The 19241-nt window shown below is 63.2% G+C and carries 19 protein-coding genes; 7 read left to right on the forward strand and 12 right to left on the reverse strand.

The annotated features are described in order from the left end of the window. Positions 1-495 (reverse strand): NUDIX domain-containing protein, encoded by a 495-nt coding sequence (locus A9K65_RS10970; RefSeq protein ID WP_013529919.1) that lies wholly within the window; start codon positions 493-495, stop codon positions 1-3. Positions 496-548: 53 nt separating this feature from the next. Here A9K65_RS10970 and A9K65_RS10975 point away from each other — a divergent pair, with 53 nt between their 5' ends. Next, positions 549-1472, forward strand: a complete 924-nt coding sequence (locus A9K65_RS10975; protein ID WP_013529920.1) for a metallophosphoesterase — start codon at positions 549-551, stop codon at positions 1470-1472. Here the strand turns inward: A9K65_RS10975 and A9K65_RS10980 are convergent. From A9K65_RS10980 to leuA, 4 genes are all read right to left on the reverse strand, one after another. Beyond that, the gene (locus tag A9K65_RS10980; RefSeq protein ID WP_013529921.1) at positions 1456-2073 is read right to left on the reverse strand and encodes a hypothetical protein; all 618 of its coding nucleotides are present in this window, start codon (positions 2071-2073) and stop codon (positions 1456-1458) included. The two genes, A9K65_RS10975 and A9K65_RS10980, sit on opposite strands and share 17 nt — an antisense overlap. Before the next feature lie 113 nt (positions 2074-2186). After that, on the reverse strand, positions 2187-2990 hold the full coding sequence (locus A9K65_RS10985; RefSeq protein ID WP_027162195.1) for an alpha/beta fold hydrolase: 804 nt from the start codon (positions 2988-2990) through the stop codon (positions 2187-2189). A 197-nt stretch (positions 2991-3187) separates the two neighbouring features. Next, positions 3188-4963 carry a hypothetical protein gene (locus A9K65_RS10990; RefSeq protein ID WP_064994477.1) on the reverse strand — a complete coding sequence of 592 codons (1776 nt, stop codon included), beginning with the start codon at positions 4961-4963 and terminating at the stop codon, positions 3188-3190. Positions 4964-5146: 183 nt separating this feature from the next. Next, complete coding sequence (leuA, locus tag A9K65_RS10995) at positions 5147-6886, reverse strand: 2-isopropylmalate synthase (RefSeq protein WP_064994478.1); 1740 nt, start codon at positions 6884-6886, stop codon at positions 5147-5149. An 825-nt stretch (positions 6887-7711) separates the two neighbouring features. Here leuA and A9K65_RS11005 point away from each other — a divergent pair. Together A9K65_RS11005 and A9K65_RS11010 are read left to right on the forward strand one after the other, a co-directional pair. Further along, positions 7712-8878 (forward strand): ATP-grasp domain-containing protein, encoded by a 1167-nt coding sequence (locus A9K65_RS11005; protein WP_064994479.1) that lies wholly within the window; start codon positions 7712-7714, stop codon positions 8876-8878. A gap of 4 nt (positions 8879-8882) precedes the next feature. After that, positions 8883-9659 carry an esterase family protein gene (locus tag A9K65_RS11010; RefSeq protein ID WP_064994480.1) on the forward strand — a complete coding sequence of 259 codons (777 nt, stop codon included), beginning with the start codon at positions 8883-8885 and terminating at the stop codon, positions 9657-9659. A gap of 23 nt (positions 9660-9682) precedes the next feature. On the opposite strand, the gene A9K65_RS11015 is transcribed toward A9K65_RS11010, so the two are convergent. Beyond that, positions 9683-11218: an MFS transporter gene (locus A9K65_RS11015; protein ID WP_064994765.1), complete on the reverse strand. Its 1536-nt coding sequence runs from the start codon at positions 11216-11218 to the stop codon at positions 9683-9685. A 145-nt stretch (positions 11219-11363) separates the two neighbouring features. Here A9K65_RS11015 and A9K65_RS11020 point away from each other — a divergent pair, with 145 nt between their 5' ends. After that, positions 11364-12248 carry a LysR family transcriptional regulator gene (locus A9K65_RS11020; RefSeq protein ID WP_064994481.1) on the forward strand — a complete coding sequence of 295 codons (885 nt, stop codon included), beginning with the start codon at positions 11364-11366 and terminating at the stop codon, positions 12246-12248. A gap of 125 nt (positions 12249-12373) precedes the next feature. Beyond that, positions 12374-13453, forward strand: coding sequence for a siderophore-interacting protein (locus tag A9K65_RS11025; protein WP_198327627.1), 1080 nt, complete (start codon positions 12374-12376; stop codon positions 13451-13453). A gap of 7 nt (positions 13454-13460) precedes the next feature. Here A9K65_RS11025 and A9K65_RS11030 read toward each other — a convergent pair whose 3' ends face one another. From A9K65_RS11030 to A9K65_RS11050, 5 genes are all read right to left on the reverse strand, one after another. Continuing rightward, positions 13461-14564 (reverse strand): AbrB family transcriptional regulator, encoded by a 1104-nt coding sequence (locus tag A9K65_RS11030; protein WP_064994482.1) that lies wholly within the window; start codon positions 14562-14564, stop codon positions 13461-13463. A 91-nt stretch (positions 14565-14655) separates the two neighbouring features. Continuing rightward, a complete protein-coding gene (locus A9K65_RS11035; RefSeq protein WP_064994483.1) occupies positions 14656-14901 on the reverse strand; it encodes a type II toxin-antitoxin system Phd/YefM family antitoxin in 246 nt (81 codons plus the stop codon). A 28-nt stretch (positions 14902-14929) separates the two neighbouring features. Then, positions 14930-15238 carry a putative quinol monooxygenase gene (locus A9K65_RS11040; protein ID WP_013529933.1) on the reverse strand — a complete coding sequence of 103 codons (309 nt, stop codon included), beginning with the start codon at positions 15236-15238 and terminating at the stop codon, positions 14930-14932. Positions 15239-15301: 63 nt separating this feature from the next. Further along, on the reverse strand, positions 15302-16081 hold the full coding sequence (locus tag A9K65_RS11045) for an SDR family oxidoreductase (RefSeq protein ID WP_013529934.1): 780 nt from the start codon (positions 16079-16081) through the stop codon (positions 15302-15304). Positions 16082-16206: 125 nt separating this feature from the next. Continuing rightward, a complete protein-coding gene (locus A9K65_RS11050; RefSeq protein ID WP_064994484.1) occupies positions 16207-16644 on the reverse strand; it encodes a DsrE family protein in 438 nt (145 codons plus the stop codon). A gap of 102 nt (positions 16645-16746) precedes the next feature. Between A9K65_RS11050 and A9K65_RS11055 the strand changes: the two genes are divergently transcribed. Further along, positions 16747-17865, forward strand: a complete 1119-nt coding sequence (locus tag A9K65_RS11055) for a hypothetical protein (RefSeq protein ID WP_064994485.1) — start codon at positions 16747-16749, stop codon at positions 17863-17865. 19 nt (positions 17866-17884) lie between these two features. After that, on the forward strand, positions 17885-18091 hold the full coding sequence (locus tag A9K65_RS11060) for an AbrB/MazE/SpoVT family DNA-binding domain-containing protein (RefSeq protein WP_032808618.1): 207 nt from the start codon (positions 17885-17887) through the stop codon (positions 18089-18091). A 202-nt stretch (positions 18092-18293) separates the two neighbouring features. Here A9K65_RS11060 and A9K65_RS11065 read toward each other — a convergent pair whose 3' ends face one another. Next, positions 18294-19241, reverse strand: coding sequence for a cation diffusion facilitator family transporter (locus tag A9K65_RS11065; RefSeq protein ID WP_064994486.1), 948 nt, complete (start codon positions 19239-19241; stop codon positions 18294-18296).

The raw sequence follows: 19241 nt of genomic DNA on the forward strand, positions 1-19241 counted from the left end.
CTACCAGTAGGGCGAGGGCTGCTCGCCGTCAAAAACCTCGGCGATCCGGCGCAGCGTCGCCGGCGTCGTGCCCTGCGGCAAGCGGTCGAGCGGGAAGAAGCCGGCTTCGGCGATCTCGTGGTCCGGCAGCTTCGGCGCCGTCTGGCTGAAATGCTCGAGCAGATAAAAGCCGACATGGTCGCGGTGGCTGGAGCGGCGGTTGAAATGCATCGATTTGAGCACCGGCGGGGCGGTCAGAGCGATGTTGCCTTCCTCGGCCAGTTCACGGGCCAGCGCCTCGTTCATCGTCTCGCCGACTTCGACGCCGCCGCCGGGAAGCTGCCAACCCGGTACATAGGTATGGCGAATAAGGAAGACGGATCTGGACGCTGTGTCGTGGATCAGGCCGCGCACGCCAAGCGTCATCGGCCTCCGCAGCACGAAATAGAGATGGAACAGCCTGGCCCTCAACCCTGGCCAGCCGGTCTGGCGGAAGGCATCTTCAGGGCTCGTCATTGATAGCGAAACCGTGGGTGGAAAGCCGCGCGCGGGTCGCCTATGAAGGTTGTATGTTCAGGCTCGCGCATATTTCCGATGTCCATCTGGGGCCGCTCCCCGATGTATCCTATCGCGATCTCGCCTCCAAGCGCGTGCTCGGCTATGTCAACTGGCAGCGCAACCGCCGCCGCCATATGCATGATGCGGTCATTGACACGATCGTCGCCGACATCAAGGCGAACACGCCTGATCACCTCGCCGTCACCGGCGACCTGGTCAATCTGGCGCTCGACGGCGAGATCGAGATGGCCAGGCACTGGCTGGAGACGCTGGGGCCGCCGCATGATGTTTCGGTCGTTCCGGGCAATCACGACGCCTATGTGCCAGGCGCCTTCGACAAGGTCTGCCGGTCCTGGGCGGCGTGGATGAGCGGCGACGGCGTCAACACGCCGGTCGACCGCAACGCCTTCCCCTATCTGCGTGTACGCGGCAATGTCGCGCTGATCGGCGTCTCGACGGCGCGCGCCACGGCACCCTTCATGGCCAATGGGTTTTTCATGGAAGGCCAGGGGGATAGGCTCGGCAAAATCCTCCAGGACACTGCCGGACAGGGGCTGTTCCGCGTCATCATGATCCACCATCCACCGGTGCGCGGCGCGGTCCCGCAGCACAAGCGGCTGTTCGGCATCGCCCGCTTCAACAAGATCATTCGCCGCCATGGCGCCGACCTTGTGCTGCACGGCCATTCGCATCTGCCGTCGCTGTTCTTCATCGGCGGTCGAGGCGTCAGGATCCCGGCGGTCGGTGTCGCTGCCGCCGGCCAGGCGCCGGGTGGCAAGCACCCGGCGGCGCAGTATAATCTGTTCGACATCGACGGTGAAAAGGGAAACTGGCGGATCCGGCTGACACGGCGCGGCCTGACCGGGCCGTCCATACCGCCATCCGATCTGCAGACGGTGGAGCTTGGCGCCGAGGCCGCTATGGCCGCAAATTGACAACCATGGCCACGATGCGGTCCCAGAACAGGACGACCGACACCACAAGGCCGACCAGTGCGCCGGCAGCGACCAGGCCAAGCCCGGACAGAAGGGCCGACCAGCGTTTGCCGCGCTCCGTCGCGCGCAGCGGCGGTTCGGCTTCTGGCACATACGCACGTTTCAGGCCGGCGACGGCGGGTTCGACGCCGCCTTCCAGCATCCTCTGACGCTCGACGATGCGCTCAGCGACATAGCGCGTCACGGAATCGGCAACCGATTTCATCTCAGTGGATTCGGCAAGCACCACCCGGCCGATGCGGGTGTCCTTGAGGAAGCGATAGGTGCGGCGGTCGCGCCCCATGGCGACATGGCTGATGGCGTCGATCCACAGGCGCGGCTGCAAGCCGGACGAGACGACAAAGTCGAAATTGTCCATGTCGGCCGGAACATCGGCAAAAACCGGCGCCAGCTCGGCGGCAAGCAGATCGAGGCGCATGCGATGCGCCTCGCGCATGTCGACGACGACATCGTCGCGGTCGGCGAAGGCATTTTTGACATCACGGATGGCATCGGACAGTTTCTTCGACTGGTCGATGGTCTTCTCGCCTGCTTCCTTCATCGGCGTCTGCCTCGTGGGTTTGGTTAACACTGGGTTAACACAGCCGCCGGCAAAATGCACTGGCGAGATCGACGGCGTCGGGATGCTCAGGAGGGTCGTCGTGCGCGAAAAGGTCAGCTTGCTGCGGCGGCGAATTTCTGGCGGTGCGGCCTGGCGCGGCGGCTGGTGTTGCGGCGAATGATCTCGGCAACGAGGTCGGGTGCTTCCTCGGCCAGCATATGGCCCGCCTCCAGCACGTGGTGCACGTGAAAATGCGCCGGCAGGTCATCCGCCTGGGTAAAGGGCAGCACCGCATCGCTGGTTCCCCATGCCACCATTACCGGCATGTTCAGCCGATCGAGGCGATCGTGCGGGATGACGCCTTGCCGATCGTCCACGGTCATGGCGGCCGCGATCCCGACCAGCTTTTCGAGTTGGCCGGGTCGCCTGCGCATTTCCCAAAGGATGTCCACCGTATGTTCGAGCGGCAGGGCTGAAGGTCCCGACATCACGGAGAGGCAGGAGCGGATCTCGGACCGATCCGCGGCTTCGGCATAGCGGCGCAACAGCGGCCCGTTGATTTCGGGGCCAAGGCCGCCCGGCGCCAGAAGCGTCAGCGAGGCTATCTTTTCGGGCTCGGCCAGCGCCATCAGCGCCGCCACGGCACCACCCATCGAGTGGCCCACGAGATGAACGCGCTTCAGCCGACGCTCCGAGAGGTCGGTCAGCACGGCCTTGGCCGCCACCCTGGCCGGACCGGCGGCGGGAAAGTCGAGCGACATCCCATGCCCAGGCAGATCATAGGCCAGCGTATGCGTGGAAGGCGTCAGGGCGGAAATCACCTCCCGCCATACATCGTGGCAGCCGCCGAAACCGTGCAGCAGGACGATGGCCTTCGAGCCAACACCCTCTTCGGCGGCAAAAAGTGATGCGGTCATGAAAGCTGATTTTTTGTTATTGCAGAATGCGCGACACCAATCGTGGCTGAATTGCTCCTAGTCCGACATGATGACCAGTAAAATTTTCGCGATTTGTACGGTTGTGTACAGAACTTGGGGATCAACCGGCATTCGGCGATCGGAGCGCAGTAAATCCATCGGGACACGGCGCAGCCAGCGCGCGGACGTCGATGGTGTCAGCTCGGGCTGCCGAGCCCGGCAGCGCGCAGTGCCTGAACCAGCCGGTCGGTCAGGCCGGCCGGATATTTCCGCTCGACGAAAGTCGCCCGCGGATCGGCGGCAAATTTGGGGAACTCGGTGGTCAACTGTTTCAGCAGCGCGCTCACCAGATGGTCCTGTCCGGCAGCCTTGGCGCCGATCAGCCGTGCCGCCAGATAGTGTGATTTCGTTGCCGTCGTTCTCAGTGCCATGCTGGCCGCGACTGCCTTGTTCGTGTCGCCGAGCATGAGCTCACCGACGAACAGCCCATAGTCCCACCATGTCGGGTGTCCGCTGAAGGTCTCCGCCGCATGATCGAGGATCGGCGTTCCCTCGGCGTATCGTCCAGCGAAGATCAGCCCGTAGCCGTAAGCGGCGGCCATGCCGAGATCGTAGGGGTTGAGTTCATAGGCCTTGCGCATCCAGCGGATTGATTCGTCCGTATTGCCGAGGCGCGAACTGACATAGCCGTAGGCGCGATGCGCATAAGGGCTGGTCGGACCCATCTGCACGCCGCGATGGGCAAACTCGACGGCTGTTTCAATCGTCGCGTTGGGCGGATAGGCGTAATGATCGGACACCGCCTCGAGATGCAGGGAAGCAAGTTCCGAATAGACGAGCGAGGACTTGGTTCCACCATTGGCCAGCTTCTCGAGGCAACGATAGGCCGCCTCATGGGTCCTGGCGTTCTGGTCGAGGTAATATTTGCCGTTGAGCAGCAGGCACTGCGTCAGACCGTTTGGCGTGCCGGTCTGCTCGATATAGTTGTAGATGGTGCCGGAGGCGGGGAGTGCCGAGCTCAGCATGTCGGCAATACGGTCTTCGACCGCCGCAGGTGCGCTGTCGGCAGGGGTGAGATTGCGCGATAGAAGCACCCGTCCGGACGCCATGCTTTGCAGTTCTATCGTGATATCGCCCGCGTCCGGTCCGGGCAGGATGTCGAATATGAAGCTCGCAGCGTCGTCGGCTGGATCGTTGACGGTGTCGCGGCCGATGAAGTCGATCGTATCGAAGCCACTCAGGCCGGCGCGCAGCGATGCGGCGACACGGCTGGCGTCGGAGCCGTCAGCCTTGAGTCCGATATAGACTTGCGGCAGGGCGTCAGCCCTTGCCGACGATGTGATGCTTGCGGTTGCGCCAGCGGTCTCCGGCGTTGCCGAGATGTCGCCGCCTGCCAGCAAGGCAGTGCTGCCCTGGCGAAGGATCAGTACGCCCAGCATGGCGATGACCAGGGCGATCGCCATCCAGAAAAAGCGGAGATGGCGCGCCACCGAGGGGGCAGGCGAAGTCGGTACGGAAGTCAGAGACATCGCCTCCGGCGTGCCCGTGCCGGCTTCGTTTGACCGATCGGCGGATGCGGCGCCGTCCAGCCTGAGTTCGGGAACAGCCTCGGCAATATCCGGCAGGCGGATCGCATTCGATTCATAGGCAGGAACATAGCCGCCGCGCGGAATGGCGATGCGGACCGGTTCGGCAATTCCCTCATTGGCGAAATAGTGCTGCAGAAGCTCGCGCAGCCTGCCTGCCTGCACCCGCACCACGGCATCGGTGGACGGGTCGAAATCGCCGTCCTTGCCGAAAACATCCATGGCAATGGAAAAGCCCTTGAGCCTGTCGGCTTCGCCGGCCTGTTCACGTTCGACAAGATAGCGTAGCAGCTTGCGCGCGCGTTCGGATCGGCCGAACGTTTGGCTGGCAAGCAGTCGCTCCAGTGTCTCGCGCACTGCGGGGGCGGCAGGCGTGGCATGCTGCAAGTGTCGATCCTCTCGAAGTCGGCACAGGTTGAGGCGCGATCATATAGGTCCCGCACCACCACACAAGTATACACCCCATTATGCGATCACGTACCCACCGGATAATTCCGCGGTGGTTAACGGCCCGAAAGGTCGGAACCGATCACCAGATTGGACGGTTCCGATCTTTGTTCCCGTCGGGCGTCAGCCGGCTTTTTTGCCGACGATACGGTTGGCGGCGGACATCACTGCTTCCAGCGAGGCGGCGACGATGTTGGTGTTGATGCCTGCGCCGAACAGCTTGCCGCCGGGATATTCCATCTCGACATAGGAAATGGCCGACGCGTTCGAGCCGCGCTGCATCGAGTGCTCGGAATAGTCGAGCACCGACATCTCGACACCGAGATGACGTGACAGCGCATCGACGAAGCCGTCGATCGGGCCGGTGCCTGTGCCCGATATCGTCAGTTCCTTGCCGTTGTCGAGGATGACCGCCTCGACGACGCGCCGGCCCTTGATCTCGGTGCTGGGATAGGTGTGGTGATCGAGGAATTTCAGCCGCGCGCCGGGCTGGTCGACATAGGTCTCGAGAAAGCGCTCGTAGATGCGCCTGGCCGGCACTTCCTTGCCCTCGGCATCGGTGATCGCCTGGATTTCTTGGCTGAACTCGATCTGCAGGTTGCGCGGCAAATTGAGGCCGTAATCGGCCTGCAGCACATAGGCGATGCCGCCCTTGCCGGACTGCGAATTGATGCGGATGATGGCTTCGTAGCTGCGTCCGACATCGGCCGGGTCGATCGGCAGATAGGGCACTTCCCACAGGCTCGTATTGGCCTTCTTCAGCGCCTTCATGCCCTTGTTGATGGCATCCTGGTGCGAACCGGAAAAGGCGGTGTAGACGAGTTCGCCGACATAGGGGTGGCGCTCGGGGATCTTCAACTGGTTCGAATATTCATAGACGTCCTTCATCCGGTTGATGTCGGAGCAGTCGATCAACGGATCGACACCTTGCGTGTACATGTTCAGCGCCAACGTGACGATGTCGACATTGCCGGTGCGCTCGCCATTGCCGAACAGCGTGCCTTCGACACGGTCGGCGCCGGCCATCAGGCCGAGCTCGGTGGTGGCGATGCCGGTGCCGCGGTCATTGTGCGGATGCAGCGAGACCAGCAGGTTCTCCCGGTTGTCGAGGTTGCGGCACATCCACTCGATGCGATCGGCATAGATGTTGGGTGTCGACATCTCGACCGTCGAGGGCAGGTTGATGATCAGCTTGTTGTCAGCGGTCGGCCTGACGATGTCGGTGACGGCGTTGCAGATCTCCAGCGCCACTTCCAGCTCGGTGCCGGTAAAGCTTTCCGGCGAATACTCGAAACGAAAGCCTCCGCCGGCCTTGGCCGCCATGTCGGTGATCATCTTGGCCGCGTCGGTGGCGATCCGCTTGATGCCGCCGACGTCCTTCTCGAAGACGACGCGACGCTGCAATTCGCTGGTCGAATTGTAGAAATGGACGATCGGGTTGGTGGCGCCCTTCAGCGCCTCGAAGGTGCGGGTGATCAGCTCCGGCCGGCACTGCACCAGCACCTGCAGCGAGACATCGGCGGGTACGTTGCCTTCCTCGATGCACCAGCGGGCAAAGTCGAAATCGGTCTGGGAGGCCGACGGGAAGCCGATCTCGATCTCCTTGAAGCCCATGTCGAGCAGCAGGCCGAACATGCGTGCCTTGCGCTCATGGCCCATAGGATCGATCAGCGCCTGGTTTCCGTCGCGCAGGTCGACCGAGCACCAGATCGGCGCCTTGTCGATAACCTTCGAGGGCCAGGTGCGATCGGTGAGACCGACGGTCGGATAGGGCTGATATTTGCGAGCCGCGTCGGGCATGCCTTTGGCCGAATCCGTGTCGGCTACCGCGGCATCGGAGCGGATCTCTTCTCGTGCGTTCATCGTCGTTTCTCCCGGCGGCTCATGGATCCACCTTCAGGTGGATTGATGGCGAGCGGCGCCTTTACCAGAATTTCGTTCGCTTGATGTGATTGCCAAGGAGCATGCGCTTGCGCGGCGGTTCGACCGCCGGGCGCTCCTTCAGCGAACCCGGCGATCGCCGATAAGGCCGAGAAGAAGCAGGGTCGAAGCCAGCGCGCGCACGGTCTCGCCGGAAAAACCGGTCGGACGGGAAGCGTTGCTGGCGCGCGTGTTCATGGCGGTTGTCTTACAGGAGCGGCTTGTGGGAGGCAAGTGGGCCGCGGGCCGTGTCGTAAGCACATGAGTTGTCCGGATTAGGTAGCACGTGAGTTGTCCGGTTTTATCGCCAGCGAATGGAGGCTGGGGATGAAGCGGGCCGCAGGCCGTGCAGGACAACGAATCCGGGTTAACGGGCTTCGGAGCCTTTGCCGGCGCGTTGGCCGACGAAGCGTCAAACGAAAAAGCCGCCTGTGCGGCGGGTCACTGGCGCAAATCAGCACCATGGATGAAAATGTACCTTAGCTGAGGGCAGGGAGTCAAGAAAAAGTTCCTATCATCAAAAAACTTTCGGCACAAAAGCTGCCAACACCGCCGAACTGACTGCCGCCGCCAGGCCTTTGTTCAGCTGAGTTCGGCAGGCCGTGTCGTAAGCAGTCGTCCGGATTAGGCAGCAGATGAGTTGTCCGATCTGTCTGCCGGCTGGTTGAGACGGGCGGCACCCCGACGCGCGTGCTCTTCCCCAGGCGCGGCAAATGGGCCAGACTTGGGCGAGGGGTTGCGATGTCCAGTCGCCGGGAGGGGTCGTCCATGAATTTCGTGTTCTTCTCGCCGCATTTTCCCGCCAATGGCGCGGATTTCTGCGACCGCTTGAAGAAGGCCGGGGCCAGGGTGCTCGGTATCGGCGACGCGCCCTATGACGCGCTCGACGCCAAGCTGAAGGCGGCGCTCAGCGAGTACTACCGTGTCGCCGACATGGAGGACTATGATCCGGTGTTCCGGGCAATGGGGCATTTCATCCACAAGTGGGGCCGCATCGACCGCTTTGAATCGCTCAACGAACACTGGCTGGAGCTGGAAGCCAACATCCGCACCGATTTCAACATCTACGGCACCAAGCTCGATTTCGTGAAGAACCTGAAGCGCAAGAGCCGCATGCGTGCCTTCTTCCGCAAGAGCGGCGTCGACACCATCGCGCAGCGCAAATGTTCGGACCGCGCCGGGGCCATGACCTTCATCCGGCGCGTTGGCTATCCGGTGGTGGTCAAGCCCGACAGCGGTTCCGGCGCATCGAACACCTTCAAGATCTCCAACGCCAAGGAGCTCGACCAGTTCTTCCGGGACAAGCCCGAGGACGTGACCTTCGTCATGGAGCAGTTCATCGAGGGGCTGGTGGTGACCTATGACGGGCTGGTCAACCGCGACGGCGAGGTGGTGCTGGCGGCCAGCCACCGCTACGACCAGAGCGTCATGGAGGTGGTCAACAAGGACCGCCACATGAGCTATACCTGCTTTCCCAGGATCAACCCGGCGGTCGAGGAGGCCGGTCGAAAGATCCTGAAAGCATTCGACGTGCGGGAACGCTTCTTCCACATCGAGCTGTTCGAGACCAAGGACGACCGTGTCATCGCGCTGGAGGTCAACATGCGCCCGCCCGGCGCGTGGATGACCGATGCGATCAACTATACGTTCGACATCGATGTCTATGCGGCGTGGGCCGACATGGTGGTCAGGGATGCCGCCGGCGGCCCTTACGAGGGCAAATATTTCACCGCCTATGCCAGCCGCAAGCGACGCCTCCACTATTTGCACAGCCATGAGGACGTGCTAGCCGCGCACCGCGACAAGATCGTCCACCATCAGGCCATCGAAGAGGTTTTCAGCCGCGCCATGGGAAATTACGCCTACCAGATGCGCTCGAAAGACGAAGCAACGCTGCGCGAAGCGGTCGCGTACATCCACGCGGAAAAGGCGTGAGGCGATGGACATTTCCTATCACAAGAATTTCTCGAGCCAACTCGGCCGCGACATGGAATACAAGCGCTACGGCCATGCCGGCCGGCCGGTGGTGGTGTTTCCGACCTCGCAGGGCCGGTTCTACCAGTTCGAGGATTCCGGCGGGGTGGGCGCACTGGCCGAATTCATCGACACCGGCCGCATCCAGCTGTTCACGGTCGACGGCGTCGATTCGGAATCCTTCTTCGACAAGCATGCCGACGCGGCCCATCGCATTGCCCGCCACGAGGCCTATTTCCGCTATGTGCGCGAGGAAGCGCTGCCGGACTTCCTGACCACGGCCGAGCAGGCCAATGGCGGGCGCAAGCTGAAGCCGCTGTTCTCGGGCTGTTCGATGGGCGGCTATCACTCCTCGAACTTCGTCTTCCGCTTTCCCGAACTCGCCAGCGGCGTCATCGCGCTGTCGGGCGTCTATTCGGCGCGCGATTTTTTCGGCAGGGCGCTCGAGGGCGACATCTTCTACAACTCGCCACTCGACTATCTGCCCGGCATCGTCGATCCCAAACTGCTGGCCCGGCTGAAGACGCTCAGGCTGATCTTCTGCTGCGGGCAGGGCGCGTGGGAAGAGCGGATGCTGGTCGAGACGCGCAGGTTGGAACAGATCCTGCGCGACAAATCCATTCCCGTCTGGGTCGATTACTGGGGCGGCGATGTCAGCCACGACTGGCCGTGGTGGCACAAGCAACTGGTCTATTTCTTCGGCCGTTGGCTGGATGAGGACCTGATGCACAGGCTGGATTGATAGCGAGGCCCGTCCGCTGACGGCTACCCTTCCTGGCATGCCGGCAGGGCGGCGGTTTCTCGCTCCGAAGCCGATACGCGACGCAGGCCAAGGAAGACGACAAGGGCGGTGACGACGGTGATCGCCGCCAACACGATCAGCAGCCTGTCGAACGCCGTCTCGTAGGCCTGGACCAGAACAATGGCTCCGGCTTGGGGCAGATGTTGTGCTGCTTCGCCGAGATTGCCGGTCACCAGCAACTGGGCTGCCGCCGCTGCGTCCGTCGAAGATGCCATTCCTTGTGCGGCGAGCTGCGCGGCGGCAAAGCCGGAAAGCGTCGCCATGACGATCGCCAGCGCCACACCCTCGCAGGCGACGCGGGTGGTGTTGAAGATGCCGACCGCCATGCCGGCGCGCTCCCTCGGCACGACGCTGACCGCAAGCCCGTCCATCAATCCCCAGGGCAGAGCGATGCCGACGCCGATCAGCATCAGCGGCGCCATCAGCGCACTATCGACCGGTGGTGTCAGGCTCAGCCAGACAAGCCCGGCGGCAGCGACGAGCAGGCCGACGCCGCAGATGGTGGCAGGTGCGATCCAGCGCGCCAGCTGGCCGGCGAGCATCGGCAGGATCAGCAGCGGACCTGAGAGGCAGATCATCAATTGCCCGGCCTTGATCTCGTTCATCCCTTCGATGCCGATGAAACGGATCGGCAACAGGACGAGCAGGACGACGAAGGCGTAAGCGGGTGCCGCAGCCAGGAACTGGACGCCGACGAAGCGGGGGTAGGCAAACAGCGTGAGATCGAGCATCGGCCGTTGTGCTTGCCGCTCGACAACGACGAAGGCGACAAAACAGATGATAGAAGCGGCTAGAAGCGTGACGACGAGGGGATCAGCCCAGCCGCTCTGCGGCGCCTGGAGCACGCCATAGGTCAGCGACGCCAGCGCGATCGTGAAGGTGCCGGCTCCCGCCCAGTCGAGGCCCGTCGCATCCGGGTCGCGCGATTCCCTGATGGTGCGCAGGCCGAGCATGGCGGCGGCAATCGCGAGTGCCGCAACCAGAAGAAAGATCGACCGCCAGCCGAATGCGGAGATGAGCAGGCCCGACGCGATCGGGCCGAAGGCGAGGCCGATGCCGAAACTGGTGCCGAGGAAGCTGAAGGCGCGCAGCCGCAATGGCCCTTCGAATTCCTGGGCGAGTGCCGAGGCGCCGCCAGCGAAGGCGGCCGCACTGCCGATCCCCTGCACGGCCCGGAAGATGTCGAACCAGATGATGTCCGGCGCCAGCATCGCGCCCAGTGATGCCAGGATATAGAGGGAGAGGCCGACGAGGAAGAGGCGCTTGCGGCCGTGGTTGTCGGCCAGGGCGCCCGACGCCATCAGGGTGGCGCCGAAGGTCAGCATGAAGGCGTTGGTCACCCAGTTGAGCTCGATGGGACTGCCGCCGAGATCGGCCGCGATGCGCGACAGAGCGACGGCCGGACCGGTGAAGGTCAATGGCATCGTCATGGCGGCAAGGCACACGGACAAGAGCACGAGCCATCTCTCGGCAGAGCCGGTTGTGGTCCTGGAAGTCATGGATTTTCCTATCTGAAACAGCACTCGCCGGTGGGCCGCGATTGCGGAGCCGGTCGTGATGACAAGATAGGTCGTCGGCATTTCAGGAAGAATAGTGTTATATCTCCTGGTATATCGGACTGAAACGCTCGAATGGAATGACACGATGGATCGTCTCAACGGGCTCCTGGCCTTTGCCCGCACCGCTGAATTCGGCAGTTTCGTCGCTGCCGGACGGGCGCTTGGCATCTCGGCTTCCGCTGTCGGCAAAAGTGTCGCCCGGCTCGAGCAGGAACTCGGCGTGCGGCTCCTGCAGCGCAGCACGCGGCGCATTGGCCTGACGGAAGAGGGCAAGCTGTTCAACGAGCGGGTGCGCCGCATCCTCGACGACATTGACGATGCCGAGGCGATGCTGTCGCGGACACGGGAAACACCGCGTGGGCGGCTGCGCATATCCACCCCGATCGTCACCTATCATCTGTTGCTGCCGGTGTTGTCGGAGTTCATGGCCCGCTATCCCGAGATCGAACTCGACATCGATTTCAACGACCGGATCGTCGACGTCATCGACGAGGGCATCGATGTCGCGATCCGCAGCGGCGAGCTGCCTGATTCGCGCCTCGTGTCGAGACCCGTTGCGCCCTTCCGCATGCTGCTGTGCGCGGCGCCCTCCTACCTCGAGCGCCATGGCACACCCGGCGAGCCGGCGGATCTCATCAGGCATTTCGGCATAAACTTCCGCTTCCTCAACAGCGGCAGGCTGCTGGAGTGGCCGTTCATAACCGGAAGCGCTGAACCGCAGATCCGCTCGATGCTGACCTGCAACAACATGGAAGCATTGAAGGGCGCCACGATCGCCGGCCTCGGCATCGCCTGCATGCCGGATTTCCTGGTGCGTGAGGCGCTGCACGAAGACAGGCTGCGTACCGTTCTCGACGGTCATGTCGACGGCCGTGGCCAGTTCCGGATGCTGTGGCCTTCCAACCGCCATTTGTCGCCGAAGGTGCGCGTGTTCGTCGATTTCCTTCCCGATCGCCTTGCGGCGCGCTAGGCGTTCATCGCATAATATGACTGTGATAGTCATGTTTGTGTGGAAGCGCTTGAGCGGCTGTGGCATGCCGCTGACCGCGGTGGCGCTGCGGCGCTTGCCCCGAACTGTTGCAAAGGACTTGAATGATGGACCAATTGAGCGCGCAAACCCGGATCAGCGACGCGGCGATCAGGTCGGTGATGGACCGGCTGCGCGCCGAGCACAGCGAATTCGAGATCGACACCGGCGTCGCCGACCAATGGGAGCTTCGCCTCTATTATGGTTCGTTGAGCGCCACGCTCGATGATGAAAGCGTACTGATCCGCGTCGCGGCGTCCGACGAAACCTGCCTGTCCTACATGAAGATGACGGTTGCCGGCCATGTCGCCGAACATCTCGGCACGACCAGGGGCATTCATTGGCAAGGCGACGGCGTTGACGCCGGCACGCCGGTCTTCTTCCGCGAGATCACGGTGATGTCGTCGACGCGGATTTCGGCGCATATGCAGCGTCTGCGCTTCGCCGGCAAGGATCTCGGCCGGTTCAGCCATGGCGGCCTGCACATGCGGCTGCTGCTGCCGCCGGCTGGCCGCCAGCCGCTCTGGCCGACGATGGGCGCCGACGGCCTGATTGTCTGGCCTTCGGGCGACGATGCTCTTGCCGTGCGGGTCTACACGATCCGGGCGCTGGATGCCGCAAGCGGCTGGCTCGATGTCGATTTCGTGCTGCACCCCGGCCAGGAGACGCCCGCCGCCAGCTTCGCGCAAAATGCACGGGCGGGAGATGTCATCGGCATGATCGGACCCGGTGGCGGCGACGCTCCGGTGGCGCAGACCTTGCTTCTGCTCGGCGACGACACAGCACTTCCCGCCATAGGCAGGATTCTGGAAGATCTGCCGCCGTCAACACGCGCTGAGGCGCTGATCGAGATCGATGGGCCGGACGACCGGATGGCGCTGGCGCAAGGGGATAATATCGACATCACCTGGCTTTACCGGCGCGGCCTCGAGGCCGGCACCGCGGGCCTGTTGTCGACCGCCTTGCGTGAGCGCAATCAGATGGCGCTTGCCGACGGCCTGTACGTCTGGGCCGGTTGCGAATTTGGCGATTTCCGGGAGATCCGCAAGATCGTGCGTAAACAGTGGGGCCTGCCGCGCGACCGCCACCTGGTTACGGCCTACTGGCGCCGGGACGCGCACAGCGTGGGCGAGGGCGGCGAGGACTAGTCGCTGCCTATTGCCTGACGCTTCTCGCCACCAGCCGCGCGACGCTCGGGCCGATCAGCAGCACGATCAGGAAGCGTGCTGATTGCAGGGCCATGACGAAAGAGATGTCGACGTTCTGCGCTGCTGCAGCGATGATGGCGATGCTGTCCATGCCGCCGGGGCTGGTCGCCAGATAGGCGGTCAGCGGATCGATGCCCAGGAGATGGCTGATCATGAAGGCAAGGCCGCCGCAAAAGGCGATCAAGGCCACGATCGAGGCGATGATCTGCGGCAAGGCGCGCGCCGCATGGCGCAGGATCGCCCTTGTGAAGTTCAGGCCGATCGACCAGCCGACCATGGCGTAGCTGACGGCTAGCAGCCATTGCGGCAATTGCATTTCCACGCCCAAGCCGAGATGGACGACGGTGCCGAAGATGAAGGTGCCGAGGAAGAAGGGCGAGGGCAGTCGGCACAACTTTCCCGCCAGGCCGCCTACGACCGCGATGCCGATGGTGGCGGCGAAGGCTTGGGCATCGACCGGCGGAAACCAGACGATGGCGGGGATTTCGACCTCAGACGTGTCGACCCACATCTTGGCAACGAGTGCCGCCGTCATCGAGACGAAGATGACGCGCAGATATTGCATGAAAGCGACGAGCCGCTGATCGGCGCCGAAGGCACCTGCCATCAGCACCATGGCGGTGGCCGCACCCGGCGACGAGCCCCAGACGGCGGTGGTGCCGGGCAGGATGCGCCAGCGGCTGATCAGCCAGCCGAGCAGGCTGGAGGCTGTGACGGTCGCCACCACGACGCCAAGAAACAGCGGCCATTCCTTGTAGAAGACCGGAAAGATGTCGGCCGAGATCGACGCCGCGACGAGGCAGCCGACGATCGCCTGGGCGGCGCCGAACAGAAGACGCGGCACGCGCACCGTGGCGCCATTGGTGCCGGCGACGATGGCGGCCAGCATCGGCCCGATCAGCAGCGCCGCCGGCAGGGCGGCGAGTTCCAGCGCGCCGGCAAACAGCAAGGAAACAACCAGCAGGGCAAGCCACTGCCAGAGCTTGCGCATCCGCGCCATGCGCTCGAGTGTGGGCAGGTCCGGGGAGGGCTGCTCGGCCGAGGAATCCATGTTTCGCTCTTAGACCCGCAGGGCGAAAAATGCGAACCGCGATTCACAGAAAAATGATTGTTTCACCCGCCCAGGTGTCGAGTAACAGGTCTCACAAGCCGGCGTTGAACCGTTGCTCGATCTCATTGCGACCCATGCGGTCGAAATCGTCGGGGACGGAAAACTGGCCGGCCATAAAACCGACCCGTCGCGCCTGCAGCGCCGGCTGTTCGATCGGCACGATTCTGGCCAACGGCTTGCCGGCTTTGGCAATAACAGACGACTCGCCTTGGGCTGCACGTCTCACAAGGCGCGACAGATGAGCTTTCGCATCGCGAATGTTTACTGTCTGCGTCAAAGATTGCTCCTCAAAATTGGCATCGAACTCACCCCGTCTTGCTGTCGGCTAGGCCGAAGCCGCCGACGGGGTGGGTCTCGACTTGGAATTCAAAGCCGGCGATGAACGGCCGCGCCTTGGCGATCGCCGCCTGGACTTCGGGAAGCTGCAGCGAGGCCTTGTGGCTTTCGGCGTCGGTCCACACTTCGGTGACCCAGATCGCGTCGGCATCGGCGGGGTCGCGGGCAATGATATAGCTCAGGCACCCCGGCAGGGCGCCGGTGCTGGCGCGCAGGAGATCCATGACCGCGTCGCGCTGGCCGCGCGACGCCCGCATCTTGCCGATCAGTCCGTACATTCCGTTGTCTCCCTTTGAAGTTTTCGCCAAGAGCGTGCAGATCGCCAGTATGCCGATAGCCGTTCAAGGCATCAACTGGCCGCCATTCACCTCGATCACCTGGCCGGTGATGTAGCCGCTGAGAAGGTCGGAAGAGAGGAACAGATAGGCGCCGACGCAATCCTGCGCCGTGCCGGCGCGTCCCTGCGGAATGGTGGCGACCATGCCCTTGATCTGCTCGTCGGTCGAATAGCGCTCGTGGAACGGGGTGAGAATGGTGCCGGGCGCCACCGCGTTGACGCGGATGCCGAAGCCGATCAGCTCCTTTGCCATGCCGCGCGTCACATTGGAGACGAAAGCCTTGGCCGAGCCGTAAAGCCCGGCGCCGCCGCCGGCACCATTGCGGGCGGCGATCGAGGAGGTGTTGACGATGAAGCCGCCCTGTTTCTTCAGCCACGGGATCGCCTTGCGCGAAGCAGTCAGCACCGAACGGGCGTTGAGGTCCATCACCGCATCGTAATGCGCCTCGGTCTGCTCGGCATAGGGGATGCGGCCGAGCATGCCGCCGGCATTGTTGACCAGCCCGTCGAGGCGGCCGAAATATTGCGCACTGTCCTCGACGACGCGCTCGACATCGGCGGCAACGGAGAAATCGCCCTGGACGAGAAACACCTCGCCGCCCTTGTCGGCAATCGTCAGGCCGAGCTTCTCGGCGGCGTCGCGGCTCGAGTTATAATGCAGCGCCACCTTGCATTTCTGCGCTGCATAGGCCAGCGCGAGCGCCGCCCCGATGCCGGTCGATGCACCGGTAACCAGCACTGCCTTGCCGGCAAGATCGGGTATGCTGAGTGTGGTGGCTGGCACGGTTCTTCCTCCGGGATGTCTGCCTGCCCTTCGTAGGCCCTTGCCACCCCGGTGTTCAAGCCTTGGAGCAATTCAAGGAAAAGTGTGAGCGCTTTCCCCGGGGGATTTGCGTCAAACAAACCGCTCTACGGACGCAGATAGGCGTAACCCTGGCCTTGCAGTTCGGCGAGTTTGACGACGCCGCCCTTGTCGGCGGCATGAAATCCGGCGAGCAGGTCGGGGAGTGTGATGTCCATGCCGTGCATCGTGTTGGCGCAGGCGTGGGGTTCCAATCCCTGCTGCACCAGGCCGGCGAAGCGCCCGGAAATCGCGGCCGATATGCCTTTCGACTTGAAGGCCGCGAGCGCGGGACCATGCACGACCAGCACGATGTCGACCTTGCCGCCGGTGCCTTCATAATGGTTCTTGATGTTGCCGAGCACGAAATTGACCTTGTCGGTGTCGCTCAAGTGGTAGGCGACTTTTTGCCTTGTGGGCTCGGTGGCGGCTGCCTGTGCTGCCCGTAGACCGAGAAGCGTTCCGGTTCCGGCAAGAACCGCGCGGAACATATCGCGCCGGCGCATGGCATCCTCCTCCGCTTGGCGGCTGACCGCGAATTGCGTGACTCCAGCCGCAATACTAGCATAAATTGCCGTTGCGTCCTTTCGATGCGGAGGAGAGGTCACATGGCGTTGAAGGAATGGGCGTTTGGGTTGGGGGAATGGAAGACGGTTGCCGGCGCCGGGTTTTGCGCCGTGCTGCTCGGCGCGCTTGCCGGATCGGCCTCCGCCGACGATGCGCTGAAGCTTACCGAACTCAGTCCGAACGGCGCTGATGCCTGTTTCGGCCGCGTCTATGATGCGGCGCATCTCAAGGCGCACCCGAAGCAGAAGGTGGCGCGGATCTTCTTCTACTACGGCCATGATCCGGTCAGCCGGCCGAACGAGGAGCCGACCGGGAATTCCGACACGTCCTACAATGCCTTCATCGCCACCACCGTGCGCGGCGCCAAGTCGCCTGAATGGGCCGGCGGCTGGTGCAATCATGCTTCCGAGGACGGCAAGACGGGCCCGGTCCATTGCGGCATGGAATGCGACCGGACGCTTGCGTCGCTGAAGGTCGATGACAAGGGTCGGCTGTTCCTCTCGGATCTGCAGCCCGACATCTATCTCGATGCCGGATCAGAAGAGGAGCTTGGCGCAGCGGAATATGACAGGCAGGCGCTCGGCTCGGAGGATGACAATTTCCGCCTCGACCCGATGCCGGCAGCGACCTGCCAGGCGGAGTTCGCGCGCATCGATCCAGTCGCCGCTGCGCTCGGAGCTCCGTTGCGCGAGCGGCTGAAGCCGGACCAGGCGTTCTGCTACGGGCGCGACTACGATGCAGCGCATCTCGGCTCGCACCCCGATCAACTCACCCAGTCGATCCGGGTTTTCCGCGGCAAGGTAGAACTGGCGTCCTTCGCCTCGGGCGGTGACACCGCCAATTGGCCAGACGGCGCCGACATTGCCGTTACCGTCACCACACGGCAGAAATCGGCTAAGGTGACGCAGACCTATTCCTGCCAGGGCGAAGCCGACCAGTGGCGCTGCGCGGCCGGCACGAAGATGAGCGATTTCTCCTGCGACATCGCGCAGAAGGAGATTTTCCTCAAGCGTGGCGCCAACGGCACGATGATGCTGGCCAACCCAAACAGCGCGCTTGCAATCGTCGACCTGTGTTCGAAGGCGGACGCCGGAAAGACGAAATCCGACGACAAGGTCTATCGGCTGCAGCCGATGCCGCAATCGGCCTGCTCGCCTTGAGCTTCAATGGAGGGCGCGAATGGATAAGGCAAAAGTGTTTTGGTCTGGCGGATCGCAAGCAGTACGCATGCCGAAGAAATACCGTTTCGATACCGGCGAGATTTCAATCCGTCGCGAGGGCCGAGCGGTCGTTCTCGAACCGCTTGCGCAGGATTGGGTCTGGCTCGACAGTTTGACCGGGCCACTTGACGACGATTTTGTTGAGGCAGCTTTGGAAGGCCGATAGAGACTGGCGGCGCAGACCATAGGATTCATGCGTGACATCTGAGCGCTGCTGCGGTGCAGAATTCTGTTCCGCTGCACTCTACGGACAAGGTCGCGGCATGGATCTTCGGGTCTCCGCGACGGAGCTTCGCTCCTGCTTCGCCCGTGGATGACGAAGTCGAGAAGCTTCGGTTAATTTTCCCAAGTCGCTACAGGAAATCGCCTCATGCGAACGGCACGGCCGTGGTGCCCTTGGGCAGCTTGGCCTCGTCGTCGGGCTCGACATGGATGGTGACGCGCACCGAGGGGATTTCGGCCTTCAGCGCATCCTCGATGCGGTCGCAGATGACATGGCTGGCGCCGACCGACATGTGTGCGTCGACGACCAGATGAAACTCGATGAAGGTGGCGCGGCCGGCGATGCGCGTCTTGAGGTCGTGCACTTCAAGTGCGCCCTTGCAGTTGGCCGAGATGACGTCGCGGATGCGCATGTGCTCCTGGGTGTCGACGGCGCGGTCCATCAGCCCGTTCATCGACGAGCCGATGACATGCCAGCCCTGCCACAGAATGTTCAGCGCCACGAGGACGGCAAGTGTGGGGTCGAGGATCTGCCAGCCGGTCAGGATCGCCCCGACCAGGCCGCCGAAGACCCCGATCGAGGTCACCACGTCGGTCATGATGTGGTTGCCGTCGGCGACCAGTGCCGGTGATTTCTCCGCCCTGCCGGCGCGGATCAGCGTCCAGGCCCAGAAGGCGTTGATGACCGTGGCAACGCCGTTGACCGCAAGACCTTCCCAAGGCTGTTCCAAGGGTGACGGAGTCTGCCAGGAGCGCCAGACCTCGTTGAGGATCAATAGCGCGGCAAGCACGATCAACACGCCTTCCAGCACTGCCGAGAAATACTCGGCCTTGTGATGGCCGAAGGGATGATCCTGGTCGGCCGGCTTGTGGCTGATCTGGATCGCCCAGAAGGCGGCGACCGAGGCGATGACGTTGACGATCGATTCCAGTGCATCCGAATAGAGCGCGACTGAGCCGGTGACGTACCAGGCGGCAGCTTTCAGCGCGAGCACGACAAAGGCGACGATAATCGACCAGAAGGCGAGGTTCGCGACCTTGCGCTTCGCGGCCGCCTTGGCCGCGATCGCCATCGTGTTCTCGGCTTCGGCCAT

The sequence above is a fragment of the Mesorhizobium sp. WSM1497 genome, from assembly GCF_001672455.2.
Taxonomy (GTDB): domain Bacteria; phylum Pseudomonadota; class Alphaproteobacteria; order Rhizobiales; family Rhizobiaceae; genus Mesorhizobium; species Mesorhizobium ciceri.